Consider the following 21927-nt stretch of genomic DNA (forward strand, 5'->3'; position numbering starts at 1 on the left):
GCGGCGGGTTTTGGTGGCTTCACACCTCAAAACACCGCCATTTCTCGTTTCTGTCGAGGGACAGACCGGAAGGTGACCTTCCCGCCGTCTGGGACGACTAAAAAATGAAGTTGTCAGCTACCGAGGTTCAGGGCATGCTCGCTGTCCAGACTGCCACTGGCATCGCCAGTGCTGACAGTCACGGTGTACGTGCCGTCGGCGATCTTGTATTCCCAGGCGGCAGGCGTCCGCTCAGCGGGACCGCTGACGTTGGAGTTGTACTGCATGTGGATAAAGGTGTTCAGGCGCGCTTCCACACTCGCCGATACACGGTCACGCGCGTTGTCACTCACGTCCAGGGGCGCATGACCGGTCTGGGCCACCCAGCCGTAGCCCCGCTCATCGTTGTAAGGCGCGCCCGTGTCGGCGGTATAGCCCGCAGGCGCAGTCACACCGGCGGGCTGGAAGTTGAACTTCAGACCGTCAGCGGGCAGTTCGGTTCCCGTGGGCGGCTTGGGCTCTGGGATGGGCGGCTTGGGATTGCCTGGATTACAGGCGGCCAGCAGGCCGGTCAGCACAAGGCCCAGTACGGGCAGGCGAGATGGAGACAGCAGGGTGAGGGCAGCAGATTTGGACTTTGGCATCAGAGACGGCTTCCTTTCATTCGGGGATGGCTTGAGAGACGGCTGAACCAGACAAGTACGGTGTTCACCAGGATGTTGCCCTGTTACTGCACCGTCTTCACTTGGTGCAGGGCAACGCCCTGTCACAGTGCCCACACGGCCACCAGAACAGCAGCGATCAAAGAGAAGTTAGTGCGTCAGACGTTAAACCTTCGCAAATGAATCTGACCGGTAGTTCTTAGGGCAGCGAGCGCAGGTCACGGCGCCACAACAAGCGTTTAGCAATAGAACTTATTCATCGACAGGACACTGAGGGCAGGCAGACATCACAAATCTTGATGAGAATTCTATCATGTGAGAAGGAGATGAATTTTACCATAGCAACACAATTCTAGATCCGAAATGAGCTTATTCCTAAAATAACTAATTCTATAAATCTAAAAGTAGATTTATCTGCTTCAAAAATTTCCTAAATTATTACTATCAAAACTTTTTATTAAATCTAGAAATTAAACCTATGCTATCTATCCAAAAAATATACTAATATTAAAATCTTGTAAAAAATCTAAAACTAATAATTATTTTGTCTATATCTATTCTTACACTTTCCTTACTCGGAAGTAATTAAGGGTCATTGGCTGACCTTCAAAATCTAGAGTCGAATTCTAGAATAGTTCTTACAGATATCGCACTGGAAAGGAATTTAAGGGGAATACCCTCCCCCTATACACCCATCTTCCAATGCAAAAAGACTTAATCGTGTTAGAAATCCAGCAAAGCCGAGATCTCATTTATGGATATTTCATAGATGAAGTTCAGGTTAAATCTGTAGCGTGTTGTCAAGAGAGAAGAGCAATCTCCCGCTGCTGCCCTCCCCGCCATTTTTTATAGATCGTCCACGCACGCTCCACCCAGGCCAGTCCTCATATCCAGTCGTCGGCGAGCAAAACGCCTCAGGAGAAACCACATGTCCCCCATTCCCTCCACTGCTTCCCAGACCTCCATGACCAAAGCCGCCCGCCCCCTGCGCTGGCTGGTGTGGTGTGCACCCCTGATCCTGGCGGCCTGCTCAGGCCCCAGCACTCCTGAGGAGCAGGTTCTCACCGGAGGCACGCCGCCCGCCGCCCAGGCGCCAGCAGAGCAGGACAGCATGGACGACGGTGGGGACTACGCTTGGACAGACGACGGAACGGACACCAAGTTGAGCCAGGAATCGCTGAAAGCGGGCAACAACCTGCTGAGCAACGCGGCCTGGACCTCGGCCACCAACGGCTGGGGACCCATCGAGCGGAACACCAGCGTGGGTGAGGCCAAGGCCAACGACGGACGCCCCATGAGCGTGAAGGGCAAGAAGTACGCCAGCGGGTTTGGCGTGCACGCCAATTCCACGATGACCTTCGCCATTGGCGGCAAGTGCAGCACCTTCATCAGCGATGTAGGCATTGACGACGAGGTAGGCAACAAGGGCAGCGTGGTGTTCCAGGTCTACGCCGACAGCGTCAAGCTGTTCGACAGCGGCAAGATGACCGGCGCAGATGCCGCGAAGAGCATTAAGGTCAACATCGCGGGCCGCAAGGAAGTCAAACTGGTGGTTACCGACGCGGGCGACAAGAATACCCACGATCATGCCGACTGGGGAAATCCCACCCTGGTGGACTGCACGGTGGCGGCCAAGCCCAGCGACCCGGCACCCATCCCGCCCACTCCAGTCCCTGTTGTTCCCGCGCCCGTTCCTGCCCCCGTGATCCCTGCACCCGTGCCGATTGTCCCGGCCCCCACACCGGTCCCCGTCGTTCCCGCACCCGCCCCCAAGCCGGCCACTCCCAGTGGACCGCTGGTGATCACCAAGGGCGGCACCTACAGCGGCGAATACCTGAGCAACGATCCTGCGGTCGCGGCCATCAAGATTAAAACTTCCGAGCCGGTGATTCTGGAGAATTGCACGCTGCGCGGACGGGGCCATCTGATCGACGCTTCATGGACCTCGGCGAATCTGACGGTTCGCAACTGCAAGGGCTATGGGCTGAACCCCGACGACCGCAGCCGCACTCCGGGGCGCTTCCTGGCCGCCGAGGGCATCGTCTCCCTGTTGATTGAAAACAACTACATGGAAAAGACAGCTGGCATCTATGTGAATCAGTGGCAGGGGAATAAGGGACTGCCGGTCAGCATCGTCATCCGCAACAACCTGGCCCGTGACATCGAGGGCCGCTACAGCGACGGAAACGGTGGTTTCCAGGACAAGTTCCACAGGGTCCAGTTCGTACAGCTCAATGGGATGCGCGATCTGAGCGGGGCCGAGATCGCCTGGAACCGGGTGGAGAACACGGCGCGCCAGAGTCATGTCGAGGACGTGATTAACATCTACGCCTCCAACGGCACACCCAGCAGCCCCATCCGCATTCATGACAACCTGATCAACGGTGCGTTCGCCGGGCGGCCCGACGCCTCGTACAGTGGTGGCGGTATCATGATGGGCGATGGTTGCGGCTCGGGTTACATCGAGGCCGTGGGCAACACGGTGCTCGAGACGAGCAACTACGGCGTCGCGGTGGCCGGCGGCAACCACATGAAGATCCAGGGCAACACTATCCTGGCCCTGGGCAAGCTGAACGACGGCACCCTGCTGGACGCTGACAGCGACGCCGGCTTCTACATGCGCAACTATTGCAAGACGCCCAACGACACCAGCACCGTCATCGCCGAGGGCAACACCGTGGGATGGACGATTCCGAATAGCAAGAATCCTCACGCCCGCTGGGACTGGTCCGTTACCGCCGGTGTGGAACGCAACAACACCCGCATTCAGGCTGCCAACCGCAGCGTAGACCCGCAGCTGCTGGCACAGGCCGTCACCGACTGGGAACGCCGTGCCAAGGCCGCAGGCATGGTCACCGGACCGCGCTGATTGCCGAACTGAATCTACCACCAAGGCCCTCTCCGGATGGAGAGGGCCTTTTGATGATGACCCTGTGGCACAGCAATATGGATTGTGCTGAATGACGCCGCATCTAGGAAAGCACGTCCGGGGTTCTCCCTGTCACGCAGACCGTCTTGTTTGCCTCTTCACCCAGTCGGATTGCAGCGAACACTTGCACTGCGGTCCGTATGAATTACGCCGGGTGAACGGCCAGCCCAGCGGACTCTCCACAATCCTCTTCTTGATGGAAGAGGGCGTGGGCCAGCTACATCATCCTGGCAGCAGAGAACTCAGTGATCCGTCTGGCCCAGATAGCTTCGCAGCACAGCGTCCACGAACGCCTGCGGCGTGTGTTCCTGCAGGAAGCGGGCCGTATGGGGAGCAAAGGCGGCAGCATCGAAGTCCAACACACAGCGGGCCAGCGCCGCCGGGTCTTCGGGGGCAAACAATTCACCCAGGTGGTAAGCGTTGACCGTCTCAGCCAGCACGCCCACATCGGCGGCCAGCACGGGCAATCCCAATGACGCGGCAATCAACAGCGGTCCGCTCTGCCCCGCAAAGGTTCTGCGGTACGGCAACAGGCAGGCATCGGAGGCCAGGAAAAAGCCCTCCACCTCCTCATCGGGAACATGTTCGAGGCGCAGGTGCAGCCGATCCATGATCCCCAGTCGCTCTGCCCTCGCGCGCAGGGCGTCGGCGTCGAAGGCGCGCGTCGGGCCAACCACCAGCAGATGAACGTGGGGGGGCAGCAGCGTCAGGGCGTCCAGCGCCAGATCGCTGCCCTTGTCGTGCCGGGTGCCGCCGAAGGCGAGCAGAACCATGGCCTGGGGGGGAATGGTCAGTTGCTCGCGCACGGCCTGCCTGACCTGTTCACGCTGGTCTGCCCGAAACTGTGGCGGATGTGCGGGGTGCGGCACGGCGTCCAGCCGCCCGGCACCTATGCTCCGCGTCAGCGCACCGGAGTGCATCATCACGCGCACCCCCAGCGCGCCCAGCGCCCGCAACATCAGGCGGTGAACCGGCTGACTGAGCCGGCCCCCCTGAAACTCCCGCAGAAAGTAGGCCCAGTGCAGCGTGGCCCGCAGGGCAGGAGGGCGATTACCTCTCAGAGCAAGCGCAGCCAGCAGCGGCAGCACGAAACTGTCGAGCCACAGCAGGTGTGCGGTGTCTGCTCCCGCCTCCTCGGCCTGCTGCAGCGCCGCGCGCAGAAACCGCAGGTTCACCCGGTCCCGCGCCAGTCGGCCCAGACGGTAGTACGCCGGGCCGCTGTCTGGGCCGCTGCCTGGAAAGAGCGGCAGGACGTGTCCGGTGGCCTGCGGCACCGTTCGGCAGACCTCCTCGACAAATGGAGCGGGGCCGATCAGATGAACCCGGATGCCCTGAGCGGTCAGTTCCCGCGCCAGTGTGGCGGCGTAACTGCCGTGGTGTCCACCGGACAACGGATCAATCAGCGCCACCGTCCGGATCTGCCCGGACGAACCCCGAGTTGCGGCGGGCCGGTCCTGAACCGTCCTGGCCTGTCCCTTCCGAATACGGCCGAGCAGCCGGTCCACACGGGCGCGGCCCTGGCGCCGGACCTCGGTGGGCAGGACCGAATTGGCGATGAACAGGCCCAACTCGAAGGGCCGGGGCCGGGCCGCCAGCAACGGCGGCAGCAGGGTAAGCGCGGCTTGGCGGTCTCCCAGCTGCTGCGCGGCAGGCACGATGTGCGAGTTCAAAAACCCAGCGAAAGCCCGGCGGGTCATGGTGCCGCGCGCCCGCATCCGGCGTGCCCAGCGCAGTGAGGCCCGCCAGTCCAGATGGGTGCTGACCGAGGGACGCGCTTCCTCGTAGTACCAGATGGCCGAGACTTCGGGGACGAACACCACCCCCACACCAGGCAGCATGGCGGCGCGCAACAGCCAGTCCCAGTCCTGGTGCTTGGGCAGGCCCGGGGTGAACGGCACGTCCAGCAGCAGGTCGCGCGAGGTAAACAGCATCGTGCTGACCAGGCCGCAGGTCCGCTCCAGCGGGGTGCGCCGCGCCAGCATGTACTCGCTCAGAGGCTCGTGAGGGTCCGGCAGGCGCGGCGGCTGGGGGGTGTCGCCACGCGGGGTCCGCATGATCCAGTGGCAGGCCACGATGGGGCGAGGCTGCACCGTCGTCTGTGCCAGCCGCAACTGCGCTTCCAGCTTGTGCGGCAGCCACTCGTCGTCGTCGTCGAGCAGGGCAATCCACTGGGCACGCGCCGCCTGCACCCCGACGTTGCGGGCTTCCGAGCCACCCACCAAGTGGGGCAACGCGATCACGCGCAACCGGGAGTCCTGCACGGTGGCCAGCGCAGCCTCGGTGACTGGATCGGGGCCGTCAATCACCACGATGATCTCGATGTTCTGCAGGGTCTGGGCCAGGGCAGAACGCAGCGCCCGTGAGATCAGCAGGTCCGCACGCCCGCGCGTGGGCGTGACCACCGACACCAGTGGGAAAGCCCCGCTGGCCGTTTCAGCTTGCGACGTCATTCGGCGGCGACAGGGGTCCGTTCAACACTCGCCGGAACAGCGCCCACGGACGTGCGGAAACCCTCCACTGTGCGGGCCAGGCCAGCGTCCAGATCGACTGTCGGTGCCCAGCCCAGCAGTTCGCGCGCGCGGGAAATGTCCGGTCGGCGCTGGCGGGGATCGTCGGCAGGCAGCGGCTCGTGAATGATCTCCAGCGCCGGATCAATCCGTTCGCGGATCACCTGCGCAAACTGGAGAATGGTGTACTCATCGGGATTGCCCAGGTTGACCGGAGCATGCACGGCGTCCGACTCTTCCGCGTTCATCAGCGCCACGACGCCGTTCACCAGATCGGTGACGTACTGGAAGCTGCGGGTCTGTTGACCGTCGCCGTAGACGGTCAGGGGCTGGCCGGCCAGGGCCTGTACGACCAGATTGGTGACCACTCGGCCATCGTCGGGACGCATGCGCGGCCCATAGGTGTTGAAGATCCGGATCACGCGGGTGTCCAGGCCATGGTGCCGGTGGTACGCAAAGGTAAGCGCCTCGGCGTAGCGCTTGGCCTCGTCGTAGCAGCTGCGCAGGCCGTTGGGGTTGACGTGACCCCAGTAGCTCTCGGGTTGCGGATGCACCTGCGGATCGCCGTAGACCTCGGAGGTGGAGGCCAGCAGGAACCTCGCTCCGTGCGCGTGGGCCAGCTCCAGCGCGTGCTGGGTCCCCTGGGCGCCCACCATCAGCGTCTCGATGGGAAACTGCTGGTAGTGCGGCGGACTGGCTGGGCTGGCGAAGTGCAGCACGAAGTCCAGCGTCTGACCCTCAAAGGTCCCGGCTCGGTAAGGAATGCCCTCACTCACGTCGGCCTGAATGAATTTGAAGTTCGGGTGGTCCGCGAACAGCGCGGTGTTCTCCGGCTGCCCGCTGATGTAGTTGTCCACCCCGGTCACGGTGTGTCCGTCCGCCAGCAGGCGTTCGGTCAGGTGACTGCCAATAAATCCGGCGCTGCCGGTCAGCAGGATGTTCATCCCAGGACCGTAACTGGAGTCTGGCCGCGCCGCCCGATCTGCTCCAGCGTGCCGGTAGACAGCGCGCAGCGCAGCGCATTGCGCGTGTCAATCACCAGCGGCTGGCGCATGGTCCGCACCGCGCCGTCCCATTCCAGCTCGGTGTACTGTTTCCACTCGGTCATCAGGATCACGGCGTCCGCGCCGATCATCGCGTCCTCGGCAGAATCGGCCTCGGTGTACCTCAGGTGCCCCCACTCCCGGCGGGCGCGCGGCATCGCCACCGGATCGTGCGCCACCACCGTCGCGCCCAGTTCGTTCAGGCGGGCAATGGTGTCGTGGGCCGGGGCGTCACGCAGATCGTCGGTGTTGGGCTTGAAGGCCATGCCCAGCACCGCCACCCTCTTGCCCTGCAGCCGGTGCAGGTGCTTTTGCAGCTTGGCGATCACCAGTTGCCGCTGGCCCTGGTTGACCGCCACGGCGGCGCGCAGAATCGGCATGTCGTAGCCATACTCCTCGCCGGTACTGATCAGCGCCGAGGTGTCCTTACCGAAGCACGAGCCACCCCAGCCGGCGCCCGCCGACAGGAACTGCCGCCCGATGCGCGCGTCGCTGCCGATGCCGCGAGCAACCTCCTCAATGTCAGCGTCCACCCGCTCGCACAGCCCGGCAATCTCGTTGGCGAAGCTGATCTTGAGGGCCAGAAAAGCGTTGGCGGCGTACTTGATCATCTCGGCGCTGCTCAGGCTGGTGGCCACCACCTCCGGGCGGGTGTAGCCTTCGGGCCGGGGCACATGCGCCGGGGCCTGGAAGTCCTGCTCGATCAGCGGGGCGTACAGCTCCAGCAGCCGCGCCACCCCAGCTCCGTCGTTGCCGCCCAGCACCAGCCGGTCCGGGTACAGGCTGTCGAACAGCGCGGTGCCTTCGCGCAGGAATTCGGGATTGCTCACCACGTTGTACTGGTGTTCCTTGTAGTCCGGGGCGTGGTCCTCGATGATCCGCGCCACCCAGTCTCCTGTCCCCACCGGCACCGTGCTCTTGTTGACCACCACCTGCATCTTGCCGTTCAGGTGCCGCGCCACGTCCTGCGCCGCCGCCGCCAGATACCGCAGGTCCGGCTGTCCACCGGGCAGCGGCGGCGTGCCCACGCAGATGAAGATCACGTCCGCGCCTGGAATGGCCGCCGAGTAATCGGTGGTCCACTGCAACCGGTCCCCGCACTCCGCCATCAGTTCGCCCAGGCCCGGTTCGTAGATCGGGAGTTCGCCGCGTCGGAGCATGTCCACCTTGCCCTGATCGATGTCCAGGCCGATGACCTGATGACCGAAATAGGCGAGCAGGGCAGCGGTGCCCAGGCCGACGTAGCCGGTGCCCACGACAGCGACTTGCATGGGGGCGTGCAGGGTTGGGGTATGGGGCATCTTGGGTTCTCCTCGGAGGGTTGGAAGCAGGGACATTCAGAATGGAACGATGGATTCAGGGGGAGGTCGTCAATGGAACGTAGGCCGACACCTATATCCTGAAGTAAATCAGATGGGCGCTAACAATAGGTAAATCACCCAGTCCAGCCTGAAGAGGGTAAAGACAGCGTCAGCAACCTGATCCTCTGCCATTCTCGCGCCGTGACAGAGAACTGTGGCCCCACAGGACGTTTCAGGCGCTCCCGTTGAGAAACTACAGTCCAGTGCGCTGCGGCTCATGAAGAAATGATGTTGATCCGCCCGTGTAGTTTCAAACGCTTAGCACCCGCCCCATCGTTGTTGGGTCTGGTCTGCACAACAACTCGTCCGGACTGTGCAGCGAAAGAAGGCGTCCCCGAAACACAGTTCTCCAGGGACGCCTTTCCAGCCCCACCCACCATTCTCAGCGCTGCGGCACCGTGGACGTGACATTGCGGGCCTCAGCGGCCTCGCGCCGGTACAGGGCCGAGTCGTCTTCGGGCAGCCCTTCCCCGCCAGTGGCCACTGGACGGCGGCTGCCCAGCAGCACCGCACCTCCCCCAGCGAACAGCAGGGTCAGCAGGGCGGCCAGCGCGGCGGTGCGCAGGGGCCTGGGAGACACGGGGCTGGCCGGGTCGACGGCCTCGGCAATCACGTCCAGGGTGCCCGCCACGCTCTGGCGAGAGGCCCCGATCACAGCCAGATCGCGCGTGATGGACGCGCGGGCCTGACGGTTGACATCATCGGTGCTGAGGCCGCCGATCTGCGCGGTGCGGTCCAGCACGTCGAGTTGCAGCTTCAGGGCGGCGCGGGCCTGCTCCGAACGGCGCTGGGCACGCTGAATGTCCCACAACTGCAGCGCGGCGACGCTGGAATTCGCCAGCACGCGCGCCAGTTCGGGGGTGTTGGCGCGGGCGGTCAGGATGTAGACGACGCCGGTGTTGCTGTTGCTCGGGCTGTTCGGATCGGGAGCCACCTTCAACTTGCTGAAGCTGCCCGCGCTCAGTTCGGCTTCAAGGTCGCGTTTCACCTTGGCAATCGTGGCGGGCGCGATGTCGGAGGACCGCAGGCGGTTGACCACCAGCTTGACCACGGCGGGGCTGTGCAGGGCCTGTTCCAGTCCGCCGCGCGGCAACGGCGAGGGCCGCAGCAGACTGTCGGCCAGCGCGTTGCTGCCGCCGCCCTGCTCGGTGAACAGGGTGCTGGTGGCCTGATACACCTTGGGCTGCAGGCCCGACAGCAGGTAAGCGCCCACCCCCGCCAGCACCGTGACCCCCAGCACCGGGACGGCGGCGCGGCGCAGCAGACGAACCACCTGCGGGAATTCAAGATCACGGTGGGCGGCATCGGGACGGGGTGGGGGGCTTTGCATCATGTGTGTTCCTTTTTGAGGTCGGGGAGGGGGAGGAGCGGAAATCGTCTGGAGACGGATGTGGAGCGGGATAGGCAGAGCTTCAGGGGACGGCGACCGGGCTGGCCCGCCAGCCGTCGGCCTTTGTGCCGCCGCCGTCCGGCACGTTGCCACCGGTAAAGACGAAGCCGTCGCCCAGCGGCGCCGCGACGCCCGACACCCGCCGCTGGGGCAGGGGGGTCAAGGCGGTCCAGGTGTTGCTGCGCGGATCGTAGGCGGTCACCCCATCGGTGGGTTTGTCGTGGGCCGTCTCGCCGCCCGCCACCACGATGCGCCCATTCAGGACGAAGGTGGAGTTGGTGGTGTGGCTGAGGGCTTGAGGCATGTCGGCCCGCTTCTCCCAGCGGTTGGAGACCGGATCGTAGGCCTCGACGGTGTTCAGCGTCTTCAACTTCTCGTCGTGCCCGGTCTGGCCGCCGATGGCGTAGATCACCCCGTCCAGCACCGCCGAACCCAGGTGGTTGCGGGCCTGCAGCAGGTCTGCAGCAGGGACCCAAGTCGTGCCGTTCTTGTTCAGGTCCAGCACATAGTGGGTATTCAAGTCACTAGTGCGTGCGGAATTAGTACCACCAAAATAATGTAGTTTGCCCGCCAGATACTCGAGTTGCCCGGCGGCACTGTTCTCTGGCAGATCGGCCAATGGGGTGTAGGTGTCCAGCGCCACGTTGTACCGCCAGACCGCCTTCGTGCCGAAAATCTGAGCTGTGCCCCTGGCATTGGTGATGTAGCCACCCGCGTAGTAGATGTCCTTGCCGTCGGTGGCCATGCCCGCGTGGGTCACCCCCCCATTCGGCATGGGACTCAGCGGGGTCCAGACGTTGGTAGCCGGATCGTACCGCTGGGCGCGGTCTGTGGGGACGCAGCAGCTCTTGAGGCTGTCGAAGCCGCCGAACACGTACAGTTGGCCGCCCACCACTCTGCCCTGCGCCTCGGCCACCGTATTGGGCTGTGGCTTGATTGACGTGTACTGATAGGTGTTGACGGGTGGCACAGTAAGCTGGCAGCTGAGCTTGGCATTGGCCCAGTCGGCGTGATCGTACTCGAAGCCGTCGCCCGCATCCGTGACCACCAGCTTCAGCTCATTCACACCCGTAAGCGGGACAGAGAGCAACTCGCCCTCATCCATTCCCGTCAATTTGACGGGTTTTGTCAGCGGTTTTTCGTCCCCGAACACCTGGAACACCACGCTGCCCTTTGCTCCTACCGCCGCATCGATGCCTACCGTGGCGCTGAACGTCGAGCAACTCCCGTTCAGCGCGTACGTAAGTTGGCTGTTCGCATGAACCCCGATCCCTTTGGCAAAAGTCTGATTGCCGATCTTGAGCGGCCCACCGTCGCCGGGCTGCTCACTACCGTTGCTCCGGTCCAGCCCGATAGGCCCCCAGGCATTGCTGGCGGCGGTGTACCCCACCTCCGACAGAAAGTTCTCGCCGCTCCGAATCGGCTTGCTGCCCGATTGATTGCCGTCTGTCCAGGGATGCGTCGCCCCGCCCGCATACGGATTCTCCGGCCCCGTGGGTTCGGGCTTTGGGGAGTCTGGCGACGAGCAGCCGATCAGTAAGCCCATCCCCAGCAGGATGAGGCCCAGTTCTTTCAGTCGCGTTCTCTTTGGTGCGGTGTTCATCGCTTTTCTCCCCCTCCCGTTCCCGACGTCATGAGCGTGACCGGCACTACGTGGCTGAGGCACTGTCGCAGCCCCCGGTCATTGACGGCATTCCTCAGCGCAAGATCTCAATGCCCGCAATGGAAGGATAATCCACCGAGGCACTCAGGTTCAGGGTCAGCAGCCCACCGGTCACGTTCGTATTGACCGTCTTGATCAGCGCCGTGTTGCCGCCGCCCGCGTCCTTGACGATGTCCAGATTGGGCAACACCTTCTGGCCCTCCACCGTCACGTCGAAGATCCGTTTGCCAATCTCGGTATGCGCCAGATCCGCGAAATGCAGCTTGAGCGTGTGCGGCCCGTTTTCCAGCGGGAGATTGAAACTGATCTGCCTCTGTGCCTGCGGCACGTTGCCCACATTGCCGCGATAGCTGCGGTACAGATCATCGAAGTCGGTCTTGAGGATATCGAGGCCCGGATTGGGACCGCCCGCCGGCTCGTCCTTGGCTGTCGTGGGGGTGAACAGCGCGTAACCGTTGCGGTCCCGGTCCGAGACCCACACATTGCCCGCAGGATCGGTGATCTTGGCCCCGTTGCCCGCCAGACCGACGTTGATCAGAATGGGCGCGGGCTTCAGGTTACTGATCAGGTAGATGTTGTCGTTGTAGTCGTAGTTGATGCCCGAGTAATCCATGATCAGCAGGTAGGTGTCGGGCATGACGTTGCCACTCGGGTCCTTGGCCTTGAAGAACCGCACATGCTGGCCGCAGGGGTCTTGGCACTTGTTGTTCCGGTCTTTGGTCTGATCGTTCAACGTCGGGTCGCTGTTCTCGCTGTCCACCTTAAACCCGAACGTCTGCGCCGACGGCGTGAAGCTGACTACCGCCAGTTCTTCCGAACCGTCCCTGCGCGGCAGGACCGACTGGGCGTCTACACCCTTCTGGATCAGGACGGTATTGCTGTCAGATGCACCCTTGGTAAACCAGCGCAACTTCGCGGCGTCCCCCTGGGTGTGGTAGGCGGCCAGCTGCTGAACGGTCACGGGCTTGCCGGCATCGGCCCGCTGCCAGTACGGGGCAATGACCTCGTCGCCCTGCGGAGTCACCCTGCCTTTCTGGTTGATTCCGTCTGAGGCATTGTTGTCCTTGCTGGGCGCAAAGACAGTCTTGAAGCCGAACGCGGTCTGAACGATGTCTTCCAGGTACGGCTCCCGGTTGTTCTCGGATTCGCTCTGCCACAGCCCGGCCAGCTGGATGGACTGGCCGGATGCGGTCTGGCCGTCAACGGCCACGCCCACGCTGCCCGAATGGAACTTGCCGCTCTGCGCGACGAAACGCAGCCGGACGTCCAGAGAACTTCCAGGGGCAATGGTGGCTGGGAAAGACTGCCCGGAATCCAGTGTCCAGGGACCTGTGATGGGCAGACCGGTGATCTTCAGCGGCGTGCTGCCGGTGTTCCTGACGCGCACGGTGGCGCGGTCGTGCACGCCGTTGGCGGGCGGACTGCTCAGCGAGCCGATGCGGCTGAACACCATGCGGTCCGCGAAGGGGCCGCCGTCGCGGCTCTCCAGCGCCACATTGAAATTGGCGGGGGGCGGGTCCGGGGGAAGTTTGCAACTCAGTTTGGCGTCGGCCCAGTCGGCGTGATCGTACGCGATGTCGTCGCCCGCATCCGTCACCAGCTTCAGCTGATTCACCCCCGCCACCGACTTCGAGAACGACTGCGCCGCACTCGTCCCCGTCATCAGGCCGCTGTCGAACAGCAGCTTGCCATCGCCGAACACCTGGAAGACCACACTGCCCTTGGCCCCCACCTCCGCGTCGATGCCCACCGTGGCACTAAATGTCGAGCAACTCCCGTTCAGCGCGTACGTAAGTTGGCTGTTCGCATGAACCCCGATCCCTTTGGCAAAAGTCTGATTGCCGATCTTGAGCGGCCCACCGTCATCAGGCTTCTCACTGCCGTTGCTCCGGTCCAGCTCGATAGGCCCCCAGGCGTTGCTGGCGACGGTGTACCCCACCTCCGACAGAACGTTCTCGCCGCTCCGGATCGGCTTGCTGCCCGATTGATCGGTGCCCGTCCAGGGATGCGTCACCCCGCCCGCATACGGATTCTCCGGCCCCGTGGGGGGCTTGGGCGGTTCGGAAGGTTTGCAGCCGATCAGCAGTCCTGTGCCCAGCACCACCAGCGCCATACCCCTGACCCACTTGACCTTTCCCGTGTTGTTCCTTCCGTCCTTCATTCTTTCCCCTTCCACACCAGAACCCCTGCTCTCTGTTCTCACCTTCGGCTCCACACTTGAGAGAAATCTACCGTCCCGGTGGTCAGCAGGCCCGGTAATTCAGACCAGGGCTCGGGAGTTCAGTTGATTGGACTTCAGCCGATTGGTCTATCGCCAGGGTTAGCCCTGCCTATTCCACTACAGGCCCACATTGACGGCTGAGGCGTAAATATTTCGTGTATCCGCCAGGAACTGCCGCCTGATCAGATTCATCTTCTGCGGGCGTACCGGCAGGCCGTTGAACAGGAAGCCGCCGATCCCTCCCTCCCCCTCACCCACAAGCGAGGGGCGGCGGAATCGGCCGTCTCCAGGCGCCGAATTTAGAGCGGTCATGGTCCAGAAGCAGACACTTTTAGGCGTGCAGGGCGCCAAGCCGGCCCGGTCCGCACAGGACGACACTCTATCGGCGCAGGTCCACCACAGGAAAGTTGCCTTATGGAAAGGTCAATATCCCGGAGGTGGGCGGCCCCAGCAGCCCCCACATCTACTTTCAGATATCGCAATTCCGACTATGATCGGCATCGATGACAGTTCCCCTCGCCACCCTCTTCCTCGCCTGCTCCACCACAACCCACACGCCATGAAGGTGCTGCACCTGAGCAGCAGTGACCTCGGGGGTGGCGCGGCCCGGGGTGCGTACTGGCTGCATCAGGCCCTGCAGTCCCGTGCTGATACGGATTCGGCCATGCTGGTGCAGAGCAAAGTCAGCGACGACCCGGAGGTGACGGAATACCGCCCGGCCCTGGCCTCAAGACTGGCACGAAAGACTGAGCAGCTGGTGCGGGATCGGCTGCGCCCGTCACGCTACTTCTCGCCTGCCGCGCTGCGCCTTCCCATTCATCATCAGATCAATGCCCTGCAGCCCGATGTGGTGAATCTGCACTGGGTGGGCGACGGCTTTCTGAGCCCCGAGAGCCTGACAGGCATCCGGGCGCCGCTGGTGTGGACCCTGCGCGACCAGTGGCCGATGACCGGCGGCTGCCATTACGCCCAGGACTGCGGCCGCTTCGAGGCTGAATGCGGCAACTGTCCTGCCCTGAACTCCAGACACCCCGACGACTACTCACGCCGACTGCACCGCCGTAAGTCTCGCGCCTGGGATGGCCATCCCATGACCCTGGTGGCCCTCAGCCACTGGCTGGCCGACCAGGCGCGGCGCAGTTCGCTGTTGGGTGGACGCCGCACTGTGGTCATTCCCAACGCCCTGGACACAACGGTGTTTCAACCCAGTGACCAGGGCACGGCGCATTTGCGGGCGCGGCTGGGCCTGCCGGCAGACCGGCGCCTGATTCTCTTTGGGGCCATGGACCCGTTGAATGACCGCCGAAAGGGCTTCGGCGAACTGCGCCGCAGCGCTGAACTGCTGGCCCAGCGGCCAGATGCCACTTCGCTGGAACTGGTGGTGTTCGGACCACTGCACGGCCAGACCCCGCCGACGATGCCCCTGCGAACCCATTTCCTCGGCCCGGTAGACGATGACCGCGCGCTGGCCTCTCTCTATGCAGGAGCGGACCTGACGGTGATGCCTTCGCTGGAAGAAGCCTTTGGCAAGGTGGCCATGGAATCGATGGCCTGCGGCACCCCCGTGGTCTGCTTTGATGGCAGCGGCCCAGCGGACATCGTGGACCACCGCGTCAATGGTTACCTGGCCCGTCTTGGTGATGCGGCGGATCTGGCTGCTGGCATCGCCTTCCTGCTGGACCATCCCCAGCCCCGCGCACTGATGGGAGCTGCGCTGGACAAAGTTGCCGCCCATTACACTTATGAACGACAGGCCCAGATGTATTCAGACCTCTATGCCCGGGTGCTGGAAGAGGCAAAGTGGCTGGAACTCAGACCCAGAGCCTCCTCTTAAGGTTGCCTTTCCGGGGGGACACCGTGAGTCATTGCGTCCATGATCTGACGCTGCGCTAGGCTCATACGGCCCAGCGCGTCAGCCGACACCGCCACCGTGAACTCTGACGCCGTATGTCCCTGCCGATATGATTTGGCGGCGCGGGTAGCGCTCCACCACTCAACGGCCCTCCACCGCCCCCTCACCCCGCGTCGCGTCTGCCAGCGCTGCCGTGAAGGCGTCCACGTCCTCGGGCAGGAGGGCCACCGCCATCTCCAGGCCTGACGCGGCGTACTCCTCCGCGCCGCGCTCGGCGCCAAAGGTCTCCAGCAGGTGGTACAGGGCGCTGAGGTGGGCAAAAGCCACGCGCACCCGCAGCGGCTGGCGCGGACGGACCTCCAGCCGGGGCGCGGTCCGCAGGCACTCCGCCGCCGTGCCGCCGTAGGCGCGCACCAGCCCCCCGGTGCCCAGCTTGACGCCGCCGTAATAGCGTGCCACCACCGCCATCACATGATCGAGTCCCTGGCTGCCGATGGCCCGCAGCATCGGGGCACCCGCCGTGCCGCCCGGCTCGCCGTCGTCGTTGAAGCGGTACTCGGCCCCGATCAGGTAGGCCCAGCAGTGGTGGGTGGCGTCGGGGTAGCGCGCCCGGACCGTCTCCAGGTAGGCCAGCGCCTGTTGCGGGGTGTCGGCCCGCGCGGCAAACGCCAGAAACTCGCTGTTGTCGACCACGGCGCTGTGACGGTGTTCCCCGGCCAGGGTGGTGTAGGGGTCAGGCAGCTGTGACTCAGACATGCGCTGACCTCTACAGCAGCCCGCGTTCGGCCAGATGACGGCGCGCGTGAAACAGCGTCAGGCCACTGGGGCCGTCCTGAATCTCCCCGGCCTCCAGCATGCGGTACGCCTCTTGGAGGGGCAGCACCACGCGCTCGATGGTCTCGGTGTCCTCGTGGTGGGTGGCCCCCAGGGTCACGTTCAGGGCCAGCGCGGCGTAAAAGACCACGCCGCTGATGCTGGGCTGCGGGTAGAAGCCGGGGAGCGGCACCCAGTCGTGGCTGACGCCGCCCACTTCCTCCAGCAGCTCGCGGGCGGCGGCGTCCAGCAGGTTCTCGCCGCGTTCCACACCGCCCGCGACGACCTCGGTGACGGTGGCGCGCAGCGGGTAGCGGTACTGGCGGATCAGCACCGCCTCGCCCGCCGCCGTCACCGGCAGGACGAACACGGCGCGGGGGCCACGCGGGCGGTACTGGTACAGCGTCTCCACGCCGGGCCTGACCTGCACGCGGTCTTCCAGCACCACCCGGTACCCGTCCACCAGTTGTCGGCTTTCCAGCGTGGCCCAGGGCTGGGCAGCGTCCTCGGTCAGCGTGGCCCAGTTGGGATGGCCTGCGGGGGTGGCATCGCTCATCGGCCCAGGCTAGCGCAGGCTACCGGGGCAGGAGCCGTCCATCCTTCAGCGTCACCTGCAACGCCCCACCCGCCGCCGCAATCAGCACCAGGGCGTCGGGCGTGACCTCCAGGCCCGTCACGGCCAGGTGCGTGACCGTGCCCGTCACCTCGGTCCTCTCCAGGGCCGAGAAGGGAAGACGGGCCTGCGCCTGGGCCTGCAAGGCGGCCAGCCGCGGACCGAGGTCCACCCGCGCCAGCCGCGTCAGGTAGGCGGTCACGCGGGCGTCGGCCAGCAGGCCAATCAGGCGGCCACTCAGACCTTCCCTGTGGGTGCTGACCGCGATGTCTTCCAGGGTCAGGACCTGTCCGGCCACGTCCAGCACCGGCCTTCCAGACAGATCGAAGGTGGCCTTGAGTCCCAGCAAGCCGCTGCTCTGCACCGAGAGCGTGACGTTCAGGCGCGGCCCGGCGGCGCTGAACTGGAGCTTCGTCACGCGCAGGCTGGGCGCTGTCGGCAGCGGCAGCGTGAAGGTCTGCCCCGCCGCCCAGGCGGTGCCCAGGCGCGACAGTTCCGGATACGGCAGCCGCAGGGGCAAGGTCAGCGAGGCGGCGGGCCGTGCAGGCGGCTGGAGATCAGGGGTCATCGGTTCCCAGAGATAGCGCAAACTGCACGCACGCCGCGCTCACGCTAGACTCTGCGCCATGCGAAGCGCGTATCTCACGGCGGCCCGGTCCCTGCAACTGGGGCGCGAGTGGGCGGTGGAAGGCGATCAGCCGCGCGCCCTGGACGCGTATCAGGAGGCCCTGAGCCTGCTGCGGACCCTGCCGCCCGAGCGCACCCGCGACGTGCTGCTGGCGCACACCCACCTGGCCTTTTACCAGACCCTGGCGCTGGTGGGCAGCCCCGGCGGCCAGAACCACCTGCACCTGGGCGTCAGCTACGCCCGCAGCACCCGCGATCCCCTGGCCCGCGCCATCGCCGAAGAGTGCCTGAGCGGCCTGGACGTGGTGATGTGAAGCCGCCCGTAAGGAGAAGGTCAGAAAGCCCGGTCTAGAGCATTTGTCCGAATGGAGGCATCAGAAAAAAGACTTCTGATGCCTCCATTCTCCCAAATACTCAGCACAATTCACTCACTCCGTTCGGTCAAAAGCAAACAGCACTTTTGACGAACGCTCTAAAAAAAACCCTCTCCGCCGGGAAGAGGGTGGGGGCCGGCAAGCCGGAGGCCTTACTGGCCCGGCAACTGCAACTGCGCCTGCGTTTCCCGGCCCTTGACGTGGCTGCACTGCATGGGCAGCTGTCCCAGCGCGCGGGTGCCGGAGCCGCTGTGAATGGCGATGGTGGCGGGCGCGGTCAGGGTCCAGCCGCCGCCCTCGACGTTCTCGGTGGCGCGGATGATCTGGGCCGGCTCGGCCTCCAGCGTGGCGCGCAGCTCATCGTTTTTGCCCAGCGGAGCGCTCTGTTCCACCAGCGTTTTCAGGGGAATGGACTGGCCCTGCGCCCCCACCGTCAGCTTGTCGGTGTCTTCCAGCAGTTCGCGGCATTCCTCGATAAACTTGTACTTGCTGACGCCGTTGGCGTCGCGGTCACTGTAGATCGGATTGCTGCGGACGGCCACGGCGGTCACGAAGCCCAGCAGGGCCACGGTCAGCACGATGGCCACCCACAGCAGCGCGCGGCCCAGGCCGCCATGGCGTTTGTTGGAGGTCAGTTCGCTCATATCGCTCCGTAGCATAGCGCCGCCGTCCCCGGCAGACGGTGGGCAGCCGCCAGATTCATAACGGCAGGATTCATGAAGGCCGCAGCCAGTTCGCCGCCTGTAGCTGAAGCCCTGACCGGTCCGCCCGGGCCAGCGCGTGGGCCACCGTTTCCCCGGTCTGCGGCGAGGCCAACTCCGGATTCAGGTCCGAGAGCGGCGCGAGCACAAAGGCCCGCTCCCAGGCGCGCGGGTGCGGCAGCGTCAGAGGTGGGCCGGCCTCCACCCGGTCCCCGTAGACAATCAGGTCGAGGTCCAGCACCCGCGCCTCCCAGCGCTCGCGGCGCTGCCGTCCGGCGCGGGCCTCGGCGGCGTGCAGGGCGCTCATCAATTCCAGCGGCGGTAGGTCCGTCCGCAGGCACAGCGCGGCGTTCAGGTAGGCCGGCTGCCCGGGCGGGCCGCCGACGGGGGCCGTGCGGTACAGCCCCGAGACCCCGCGCACCTCGCCCAGCCGCGCCACCTCGGTCACGGCCCAGCGCAGGGTCTCCAGCGGCTGGCCCAGATTCGCGCCCAGGGCGATGTAGGCGTCCTCCGCGCCGCGCGGGGCACTCAAGGCGCAGGCTGCTCCAGCGTCAGCTCGGCGAAGACGTCGCGGAACACGCCGGGCAGCGGGGCGAAAGGCTTGTGGACGCGCACCGTCACGCGGGCCAGTTTGGGCTGATCCTGAAGGAGACGCCGGGCGATGCGGTCAGTCAGCACCTCGATCAATTGCCAGCGCCGGCCCGTCACCTCTTCCTGAATGGCGGCGTAGACGGCCGCGTAATTGACCGCGGCGCTCAGGTCGTCGGGCAGGCCGGCGAAGGCGTAGTGCAGCTCAGCGTCCACCACGAACCGCGCCCCCAGCACCCCCTCGGTGGCGTACACGCCATGCCGGGCGTGAAATTCCAGCCCTTCCAGGACCACCCGGCTCATGCTCTCCTCCCCCCCAACGCTGCCCGCCTCATTCCGGCGAGTCTAGCGCCGTCTGGACCCGCAGCGCCTGCACGTGCGCCGCCGCCGCGTGGGCCCGCACCAGCGCCGCGCCGGTGCGGGCCGCGTGCAGGTGCAACGCCAGCGTGCCGGGATCGCGGTCTGCGGCCACAGGCACCTCTGCCAGGTGGTCGATCAGGCGTTTGCGGCTGACCCCCACCAGCACGCCGTCCGGTCCCGCCGTGAGCTGCGGCAGCGCGCGCAGCAGCGTGAGGTTGTGCTCCCGCGTCTTGCCGAAGCCGATCCCGGGGTCGAGCAGCACATCCGGGACACCCGCCCCCCGCGCCAGCGCCGCCTGTTCGCGCAGGAAGCCAAAGACCTCGGCCACCACGTCGCCGTAGCGGGGCCTGTGCTGCATGGTGCGCGGCTCGCCCTGCATGTGCATCACGCAGGCCGGCGCACCCGCCCCGGCGCAGACCCGCCGCATCTCGGCGTCGCGCAGGCCGCCCACGTCGTTGACCAGATGCGCCCCCGCCCGCAGCGCCGCGTGCGCCACCTCTGGTTTAAGGGTATCCACGCTCAGCAGCACGCCTGCGTCCGCCAGTCCCCGGACGACGGGAAGGACGCGGTCCAGCTCGGTCTCGGCGGGCACAGGCTCAGCGCCGGGGCGGGTGCTCTCGCCGCCGATGTCCAGCACCAGCACGCCCGCCTCCCGCATCGCGCGGGCCGAAGCCAGGGCCGCCGGCAGGCTGATGTGCTGCCCGCCATCGCTGAAGCTGTCCGGCGTGACGTTCAGGATGCCCATGACCCCCGTGCCGCTCCAGGTCACCTGCCAGCCGCTGGCTGTCCGCTGCCCACCCGGCACCGGGAAGCCGAAGGTCAGGCCGTGGCGTGGGTTCAGACCTCCTCCTGTTCCCGCACAGCTTCGGCTGGGCCGGGTCTGACCGGCAGGGCGAAGCTGACCATGGCGCGGTTGCGCTCCGGAAACACGTCCACGTAAGCGGGCATCTTGCGTCCAGAGCGGAAGGGAATGTAGCTGTCCTGAGCGATGGGAATGCGGGTGTCCAGCGCCACCGCCACCGGATGATCGTCGGGGATCACGGTGCCGGGGCGCAGGCTGTACTTGACCCCGGGGGCTGGGCTGCTGGCGCGGACGGTCAGGGCCTTGCCGGCGGGCGGCTCGTCGCTGCGTTCGCCTGGCCCGGCGTCGATACGGGCCACGGCACACACGGCATAGATCACCGGGGCCTCGGTTCGCTCCGCCAGGGTGTACAGGGCGCTGGTGGCGCTCACGTCGGCACGGCGGCTCAGTTCGGCCAGTGCGCGCCCGCTGGGGCCGAAGCGGGCCAGCAGTTCGGCGGTTAGTTCCTCAGGCATCAGAATGGCCGCCGCCGCCACGTTGCACAGCGTCTCGATGACCTCTTCAAGTCGGTCACCCTCGAAGTTGTCGTGTAGATCGCTCAGCAGATCGTCGTCGCCCAGCAGCAACGCGTGCCCGATCTCGTGGGCTAGGGTGAAGCGCTGCCGCTCGGGACGCACGCGGCTGTTGATCAGAATCACCCGGTGTTCAGGGTCATACGCGCCGTCGCGGTCCCCCATCGCCATGAACGTCAGGGTGACACCGTCCAGCCCTTCCATCAGGCTGTGGGTGTCCAGCCCTGGCAGCGCCTGCGCGTAAGCGGCGGCCAGTTCCCGCATTCGCGCCTTGGCCGGGGCCAGCACGGAAGGGGAACTGACCGCGGCAGGGCCAGCTTCGGAAACGGGGGAATCCGTCACCCGCCCAGCTTACTTCAGCCTCCGGCCTGGAGAGAGCGGACCAGCTCCACATACTCGCGCTGGGCCTCCTCAGGCGACTTGCCGCGCAGGGTGTTCCAGGCATCGTACTTGGCCGCGCCCACGAAATCGAAGCCGCCTGGACGGTCAGGTCCGGCGTCCCCCACGCTGCCCTGCTTGTACAGCGCGTAGAGCCTGAGCATCACGTCGTTGCCGGGCTTCTTGGAAAGGGCTTGCACGTCCTGCTGGGCCTGGACAAAAGCGGCTGAGGGTTCAGAAGTCATGGGGAGAGTTTACCCGCTTCCCGGCAATTGCGCGTATCAGACGCTCACCACAAAACAGCGCAGCGCCCCCAACGGGTGTTGGGGGCGCTGAGGCAGAGAAATCAAACCCTCGGAGAGGGTTGAACAAGCAGTGCGGAGCGAAGTAAAGGAGGTGATCCAACCGCACCTTCCGGTACAGTTACCTTGTTACGACTTCACCCCAGTCATGAACCACAGCCTAGACGCCTGCCTTTCGGCTCCCGGCGGT

At 65.1% G+C, this 21927-nt stretch carries 19 protein-coding genes and 1 rRNA gene; 3 read left to right on the plus strand and 17 right to left on the minus strand.

Annotation, left to right across the window (positions count from 1 at the left end):
* Positions 1-113 precede the first annotated feature (113 nt).
* Positions 114-623 (minus strand): hypothetical protein, encoded by a 510-nt coding sequence (locus tag FHR04_RS19390; protein ID WP_139404845.1) that lies wholly within the window; start codon positions 621-623, stop codon positions 114-116.
* Between the two features lie 946 nt (positions 624-1569).
* Between FHR04_RS19390 and FHR04_RS19395 the strand changes: the two genes are divergently transcribed.
* Positions 1570-3510, plus strand: coding sequence for an NPCBM/NEW2 domain-containing protein (locus tag FHR04_RS19395; RefSeq protein WP_139404846.1), 1941 nt, complete (start codon positions 1570-1572; stop codon positions 3508-3510).
* 302 nt (positions 3511-3812) lie between these two features.
* On the opposite strand, the gene FHR04_RS19400 is transcribed toward FHR04_RS19395, so the two are convergent.
* The 6 genes from FHR04_RS19400 to FHR04_RS19425 all read right to left on the minus strand — a co-directional run bounded on the left by FHR04_RS19400 (position 3813) and on the right by FHR04_RS19425 (position 13695).
* A complete protein-coding gene (locus FHR04_RS19400) occupies positions 3813-6020 on the minus strand; it encodes a glycosyltransferase (RefSeq protein WP_139404847.1) in 2208 nt (735 codons plus the stop codon).
* A complete protein-coding gene (locus FHR04_RS19405; protein WP_139404848.1) occupies positions 6017-7021 on the minus strand; it encodes a UDP-glucuronic acid decarboxylase family protein in 1005 nt (334 codons plus the stop codon). Before FHR04_RS19405 ends, FHR04_RS19400 begins: the two co-directional genes overlap by 4 nt.
* Positions 7018-8421, minus strand: coding sequence for a UDP-glucose dehydrogenase family protein (locus FHR04_RS19410; RefSeq protein ID WP_249039234.1), 1404 nt, complete (start codon positions 8419-8421; stop codon positions 7018-7020). Before FHR04_RS19410 ends, FHR04_RS19405 begins: the two co-directional genes overlap by 4 nt.
* Before the next feature lie 442 nt (positions 8422-8863).
* The gene (locus tag FHR04_RS19415; protein WP_139404849.1) at positions 8864-9814 is read right to left on the minus strand and encodes a GumC domain-containing protein; all 951 of its coding nucleotides are present in this window, start codon (positions 9812-9814) and stop codon (positions 8864-8866) included.
* A gap of 79 nt (positions 9815-9893) precedes the next feature.
* Positions 9894-11474, minus strand: a complete 1581-nt coding sequence (locus FHR04_RS19420) for an NPCBM/NEW2 domain-containing protein (protein WP_139404850.1) — start codon at positions 11472-11474, stop codon at positions 9894-9896.
* 94 nt (positions 11475-11568) lie between these two features.
* Positions 11569-13695: an NPCBM/NEW2 domain-containing protein gene (locus FHR04_RS19425; protein WP_139404851.1), complete on the minus strand. Its 2127-nt coding sequence runs from the start codon at positions 13693-13695 to the stop codon at positions 11569-11571.
* 550 nt (positions 13696-14245) lie between these two features.
* On the opposite strand from FHR04_RS19425, the gene FHR04_RS19430 reads away from it, so the two are divergent.
* On the plus strand, positions 14246-15589 hold the full coding sequence (locus FHR04_RS19430) for a glycosyltransferase family 4 protein (RefSeq protein WP_170214040.1): 1344 nt from the start codon (positions 14246-14248) through the stop codon (positions 15587-15589).
* Between the two features lie 159 nt (positions 15590-15748).
* Here the strand turns inward: FHR04_RS19430 and FHR04_RS19435 are convergent, their stop codons facing one another.
* From FHR04_RS19435 to FHR04_RS19445, 3 genes are read right to left on the minus strand one after another with little or no spacing between them, the layout of a single operon-like run.
* Positions 15749-16363 carry an IMPACT family protein gene (locus tag FHR04_RS19435; protein WP_039685801.1) on the minus strand — a complete coding sequence of 205 codons (615 nt, stop codon included), beginning with the start codon at positions 16361-16363 and terminating at the stop codon, positions 15749-15751.
* Between the two features lie 10 nt (positions 16364-16373).
* Complete coding sequence (locus FHR04_RS19440) at positions 16374-16976, minus strand: NUDIX domain-containing protein (protein ID WP_052195557.1); 603 nt, start codon at positions 16974-16976, stop codon at positions 16374-16376.
* Positions 16977-16995: 19 nt separating this feature from the next.
* On the minus strand, positions 16996-17601 hold the full coding sequence (locus tag FHR04_RS19445) for a DUF4403 family protein (protein ID WP_139404853.1): 606 nt from the start codon (positions 17599-17601) through the stop codon (positions 16996-16998).
* Positions 17602-17659: 58 nt separating this feature from the next.
* Between FHR04_RS19445 and FHR04_RS19450 the strand changes: the two genes are divergently transcribed.
* Positions 17660-17974, plus strand: a complete 315-nt coding sequence (locus tag FHR04_RS19450) for a hypothetical protein (protein ID WP_039685803.1) — start codon at positions 17660-17662, stop codon at positions 17972-17974.
* A gap of 212 nt (positions 17975-18186) precedes the next feature.
* On the opposite strand, the gene FHR04_RS19455 is transcribed toward FHR04_RS19450, so the two are convergent.
* The 7 genes from FHR04_RS19455 to FHR04_RS19485 all read right to left on the minus strand — a co-directional run.
* On the minus strand, positions 18187-18678 hold the full coding sequence (locus tag FHR04_RS19455) for a hypothetical protein (protein WP_039685805.1): 492 nt from the start codon (positions 18676-18678) through the stop codon (positions 18187-18189).
* Between the two features lie 70 nt (positions 18679-18748).
* Complete coding sequence (gene folK / locus FHR04_RS19460) at positions 18749-19267, minus strand: 2-amino-4-hydroxy-6-hydroxymethyldihydropteridine diphosphokinase (RefSeq protein WP_139404854.1); 519 nt, start codon at positions 19265-19267, stop codon at positions 18749-18751.
* Positions 19264-19626 (minus strand): dihydroneopterin aldolase, encoded by a 363-nt coding sequence (gene folB / locus FHR04_RS19465; RefSeq protein ID WP_039685809.1) that lies wholly within the window; start codon positions 19624-19626, stop codon positions 19264-19266. Before folB ends, folK begins: the two co-directional genes overlap by 4 nt.
* A gap of 28 nt (positions 19627-19654) precedes the next feature.
* Positions 19655-20452 (minus strand): dihydropteroate synthase, encoded by a 798-nt coding sequence (folP, locus tag FHR04_RS19470; RefSeq protein WP_375782591.1) that lies wholly within the window; start codon positions 20450-20452, stop codon positions 19655-19657.
* 68 nt (positions 20453-20520) lie between these two features.
* On the minus strand, positions 20521-21321 hold the full coding sequence (locus FHR04_RS19475) for an ImmA/IrrE family metallo-endopeptidase (protein ID WP_139404858.1): 801 nt from the start codon (positions 21319-21321) through the stop codon (positions 20521-20523).
* Between the two features lie 92 nt (positions 21322-21413).
* On the minus strand, positions 21414-21680 hold the full coding sequence (locus tag FHR04_RS19480) for an acyl-CoA-binding protein (RefSeq protein ID WP_139404855.1): 267 nt from the start codon (positions 21678-21680) through the stop codon (positions 21414-21416).
* Between the two features lie 144 nt (positions 21681-21824).
* Positions 21825-21927 (minus strand): 16S ribosomal RNA (locus FHR04_RS19485); the annotation flags it as partial.

This window comes from Deinococcus radiopugnans ATCC 19172 (assembly GCF_006335125.1).
In the GTDB taxonomy this organism is placed as follows: Bacteria; Deinococcota; Deinococci; order Deinococcales; family Deinococcaceae; genus Deinococcus; species Deinococcus radiopugnans.

Coding starts and splice junctions, on each gene's coding strand:
- FHR04_RS19440 (WP_052195557.1), bottom strand. CDS start 16,976: ATGAGCGATGCCACCCCCGCAGGCCATCCCAACTGGGCCACGCTGACC.
- FHR04_RS19425 (WP_139404851.1), bottom strand. CDS start 13,695: ATGAAGGACGGAAGGAACAACACGGGAAAGGTCAAGTGGGTCAGGGGT.
- folB (WP_039685809.1), bottom strand. CDS start 19,626: ATGAGCCGGGTGGTCCTGGAAGGGCTGGAATTTCACGCCCGGCATGGC.
- FHR04_RS19455 (WP_039685805.1), bottom strand. CDS start 18,678: ATGAGCGAACTGACCTCCAACAAACGCCATGGCGGCCTGGGCCGCGCG.
- FHR04_RS19445 (WP_139404853.1), bottom strand. CDS start 17,601: ATGACCCCTGATCTCCAGCCGCCTGCACGGCCCGCCGCCTCGCTGACC.
- FHR04_RS19395 (WP_139404846.1), top strand. CDS start 1,570: ATGTCCCCCATTCCCTCCACTGCTTCCCAGACCTCCATGACCAAAGCC.
- FHR04_RS19420 (WP_139404850.1), bottom strand. CDS start 11,474: ATGAACACCGCACCAAAGAGAACGCGACTGAAAGAACTGGGCCTCATC.
- FHR04_RS19475 (WP_139404858.1), bottom strand. CDS start 21,321: ATGCGGGAACTGGCCGCCGCTTACGCGCAGGCGCTGCCAGGGCTGGAC.
- FHR04_RS19430 (WP_170214040.1), top strand. CDS start 14,246: ATGATCGGCATCGATGACAGTTCCCCTCGCCACCCTCTTCCTCGCCTG.
- FHR04_RS19415 (WP_139404849.1), bottom strand. CDS start 9,814: ATGATGCAAAGCCCCCCACCCCGTCCCGATGCCGCCCACCGTGATCTT.
- FHR04_RS19435 (WP_039685801.1), bottom strand. CDS start 16,363: ATGTCTGAGTCACAGCTGCCTGACCCCTACACCACCCTGGCCGGGGAA.
- FHR04_RS19410 (WP_249039234.1), bottom strand. CDS start 8,421: ATGCCCCATACCCCAACCCTGCACGCCCCCATGCAAGTCGCTGTCGTG.
- FHR04_RS19450 (WP_039685803.1), top strand. CDS start 17,660: ATGCGAAGCGCGTATCTCACGGCGGCCCGGTCCCTGCAACTGGGGCGC.
- FHR04_RS19400 (WP_139404847.1), bottom strand. CDS start 6,020: ATGACGTCGCAAGCTGAAACGGCCAGCGGGGCTTTCCCACTGGTGTCG.
- FHR04_RS19405 (WP_139404848.1), bottom strand. CDS start 7,021: ATGAACATCCTGCTGACCGGCAGCGCCGGATTTATTGGCAGTCACCTG.
- FHR04_RS19390 (WP_139404845.1), bottom strand. CDS start 623: ATGCCAAAGTCCAAATCTGCTGCCCTCACCCTGCTGTCTCCATCTCGC.
- FHR04_RS19480 (WP_139404855.1), bottom strand. CDS start 21,680: ATGACTTCTGAACCCTCAGCCGCTTTTGTCCAGGCCCAGCAGGACGTG.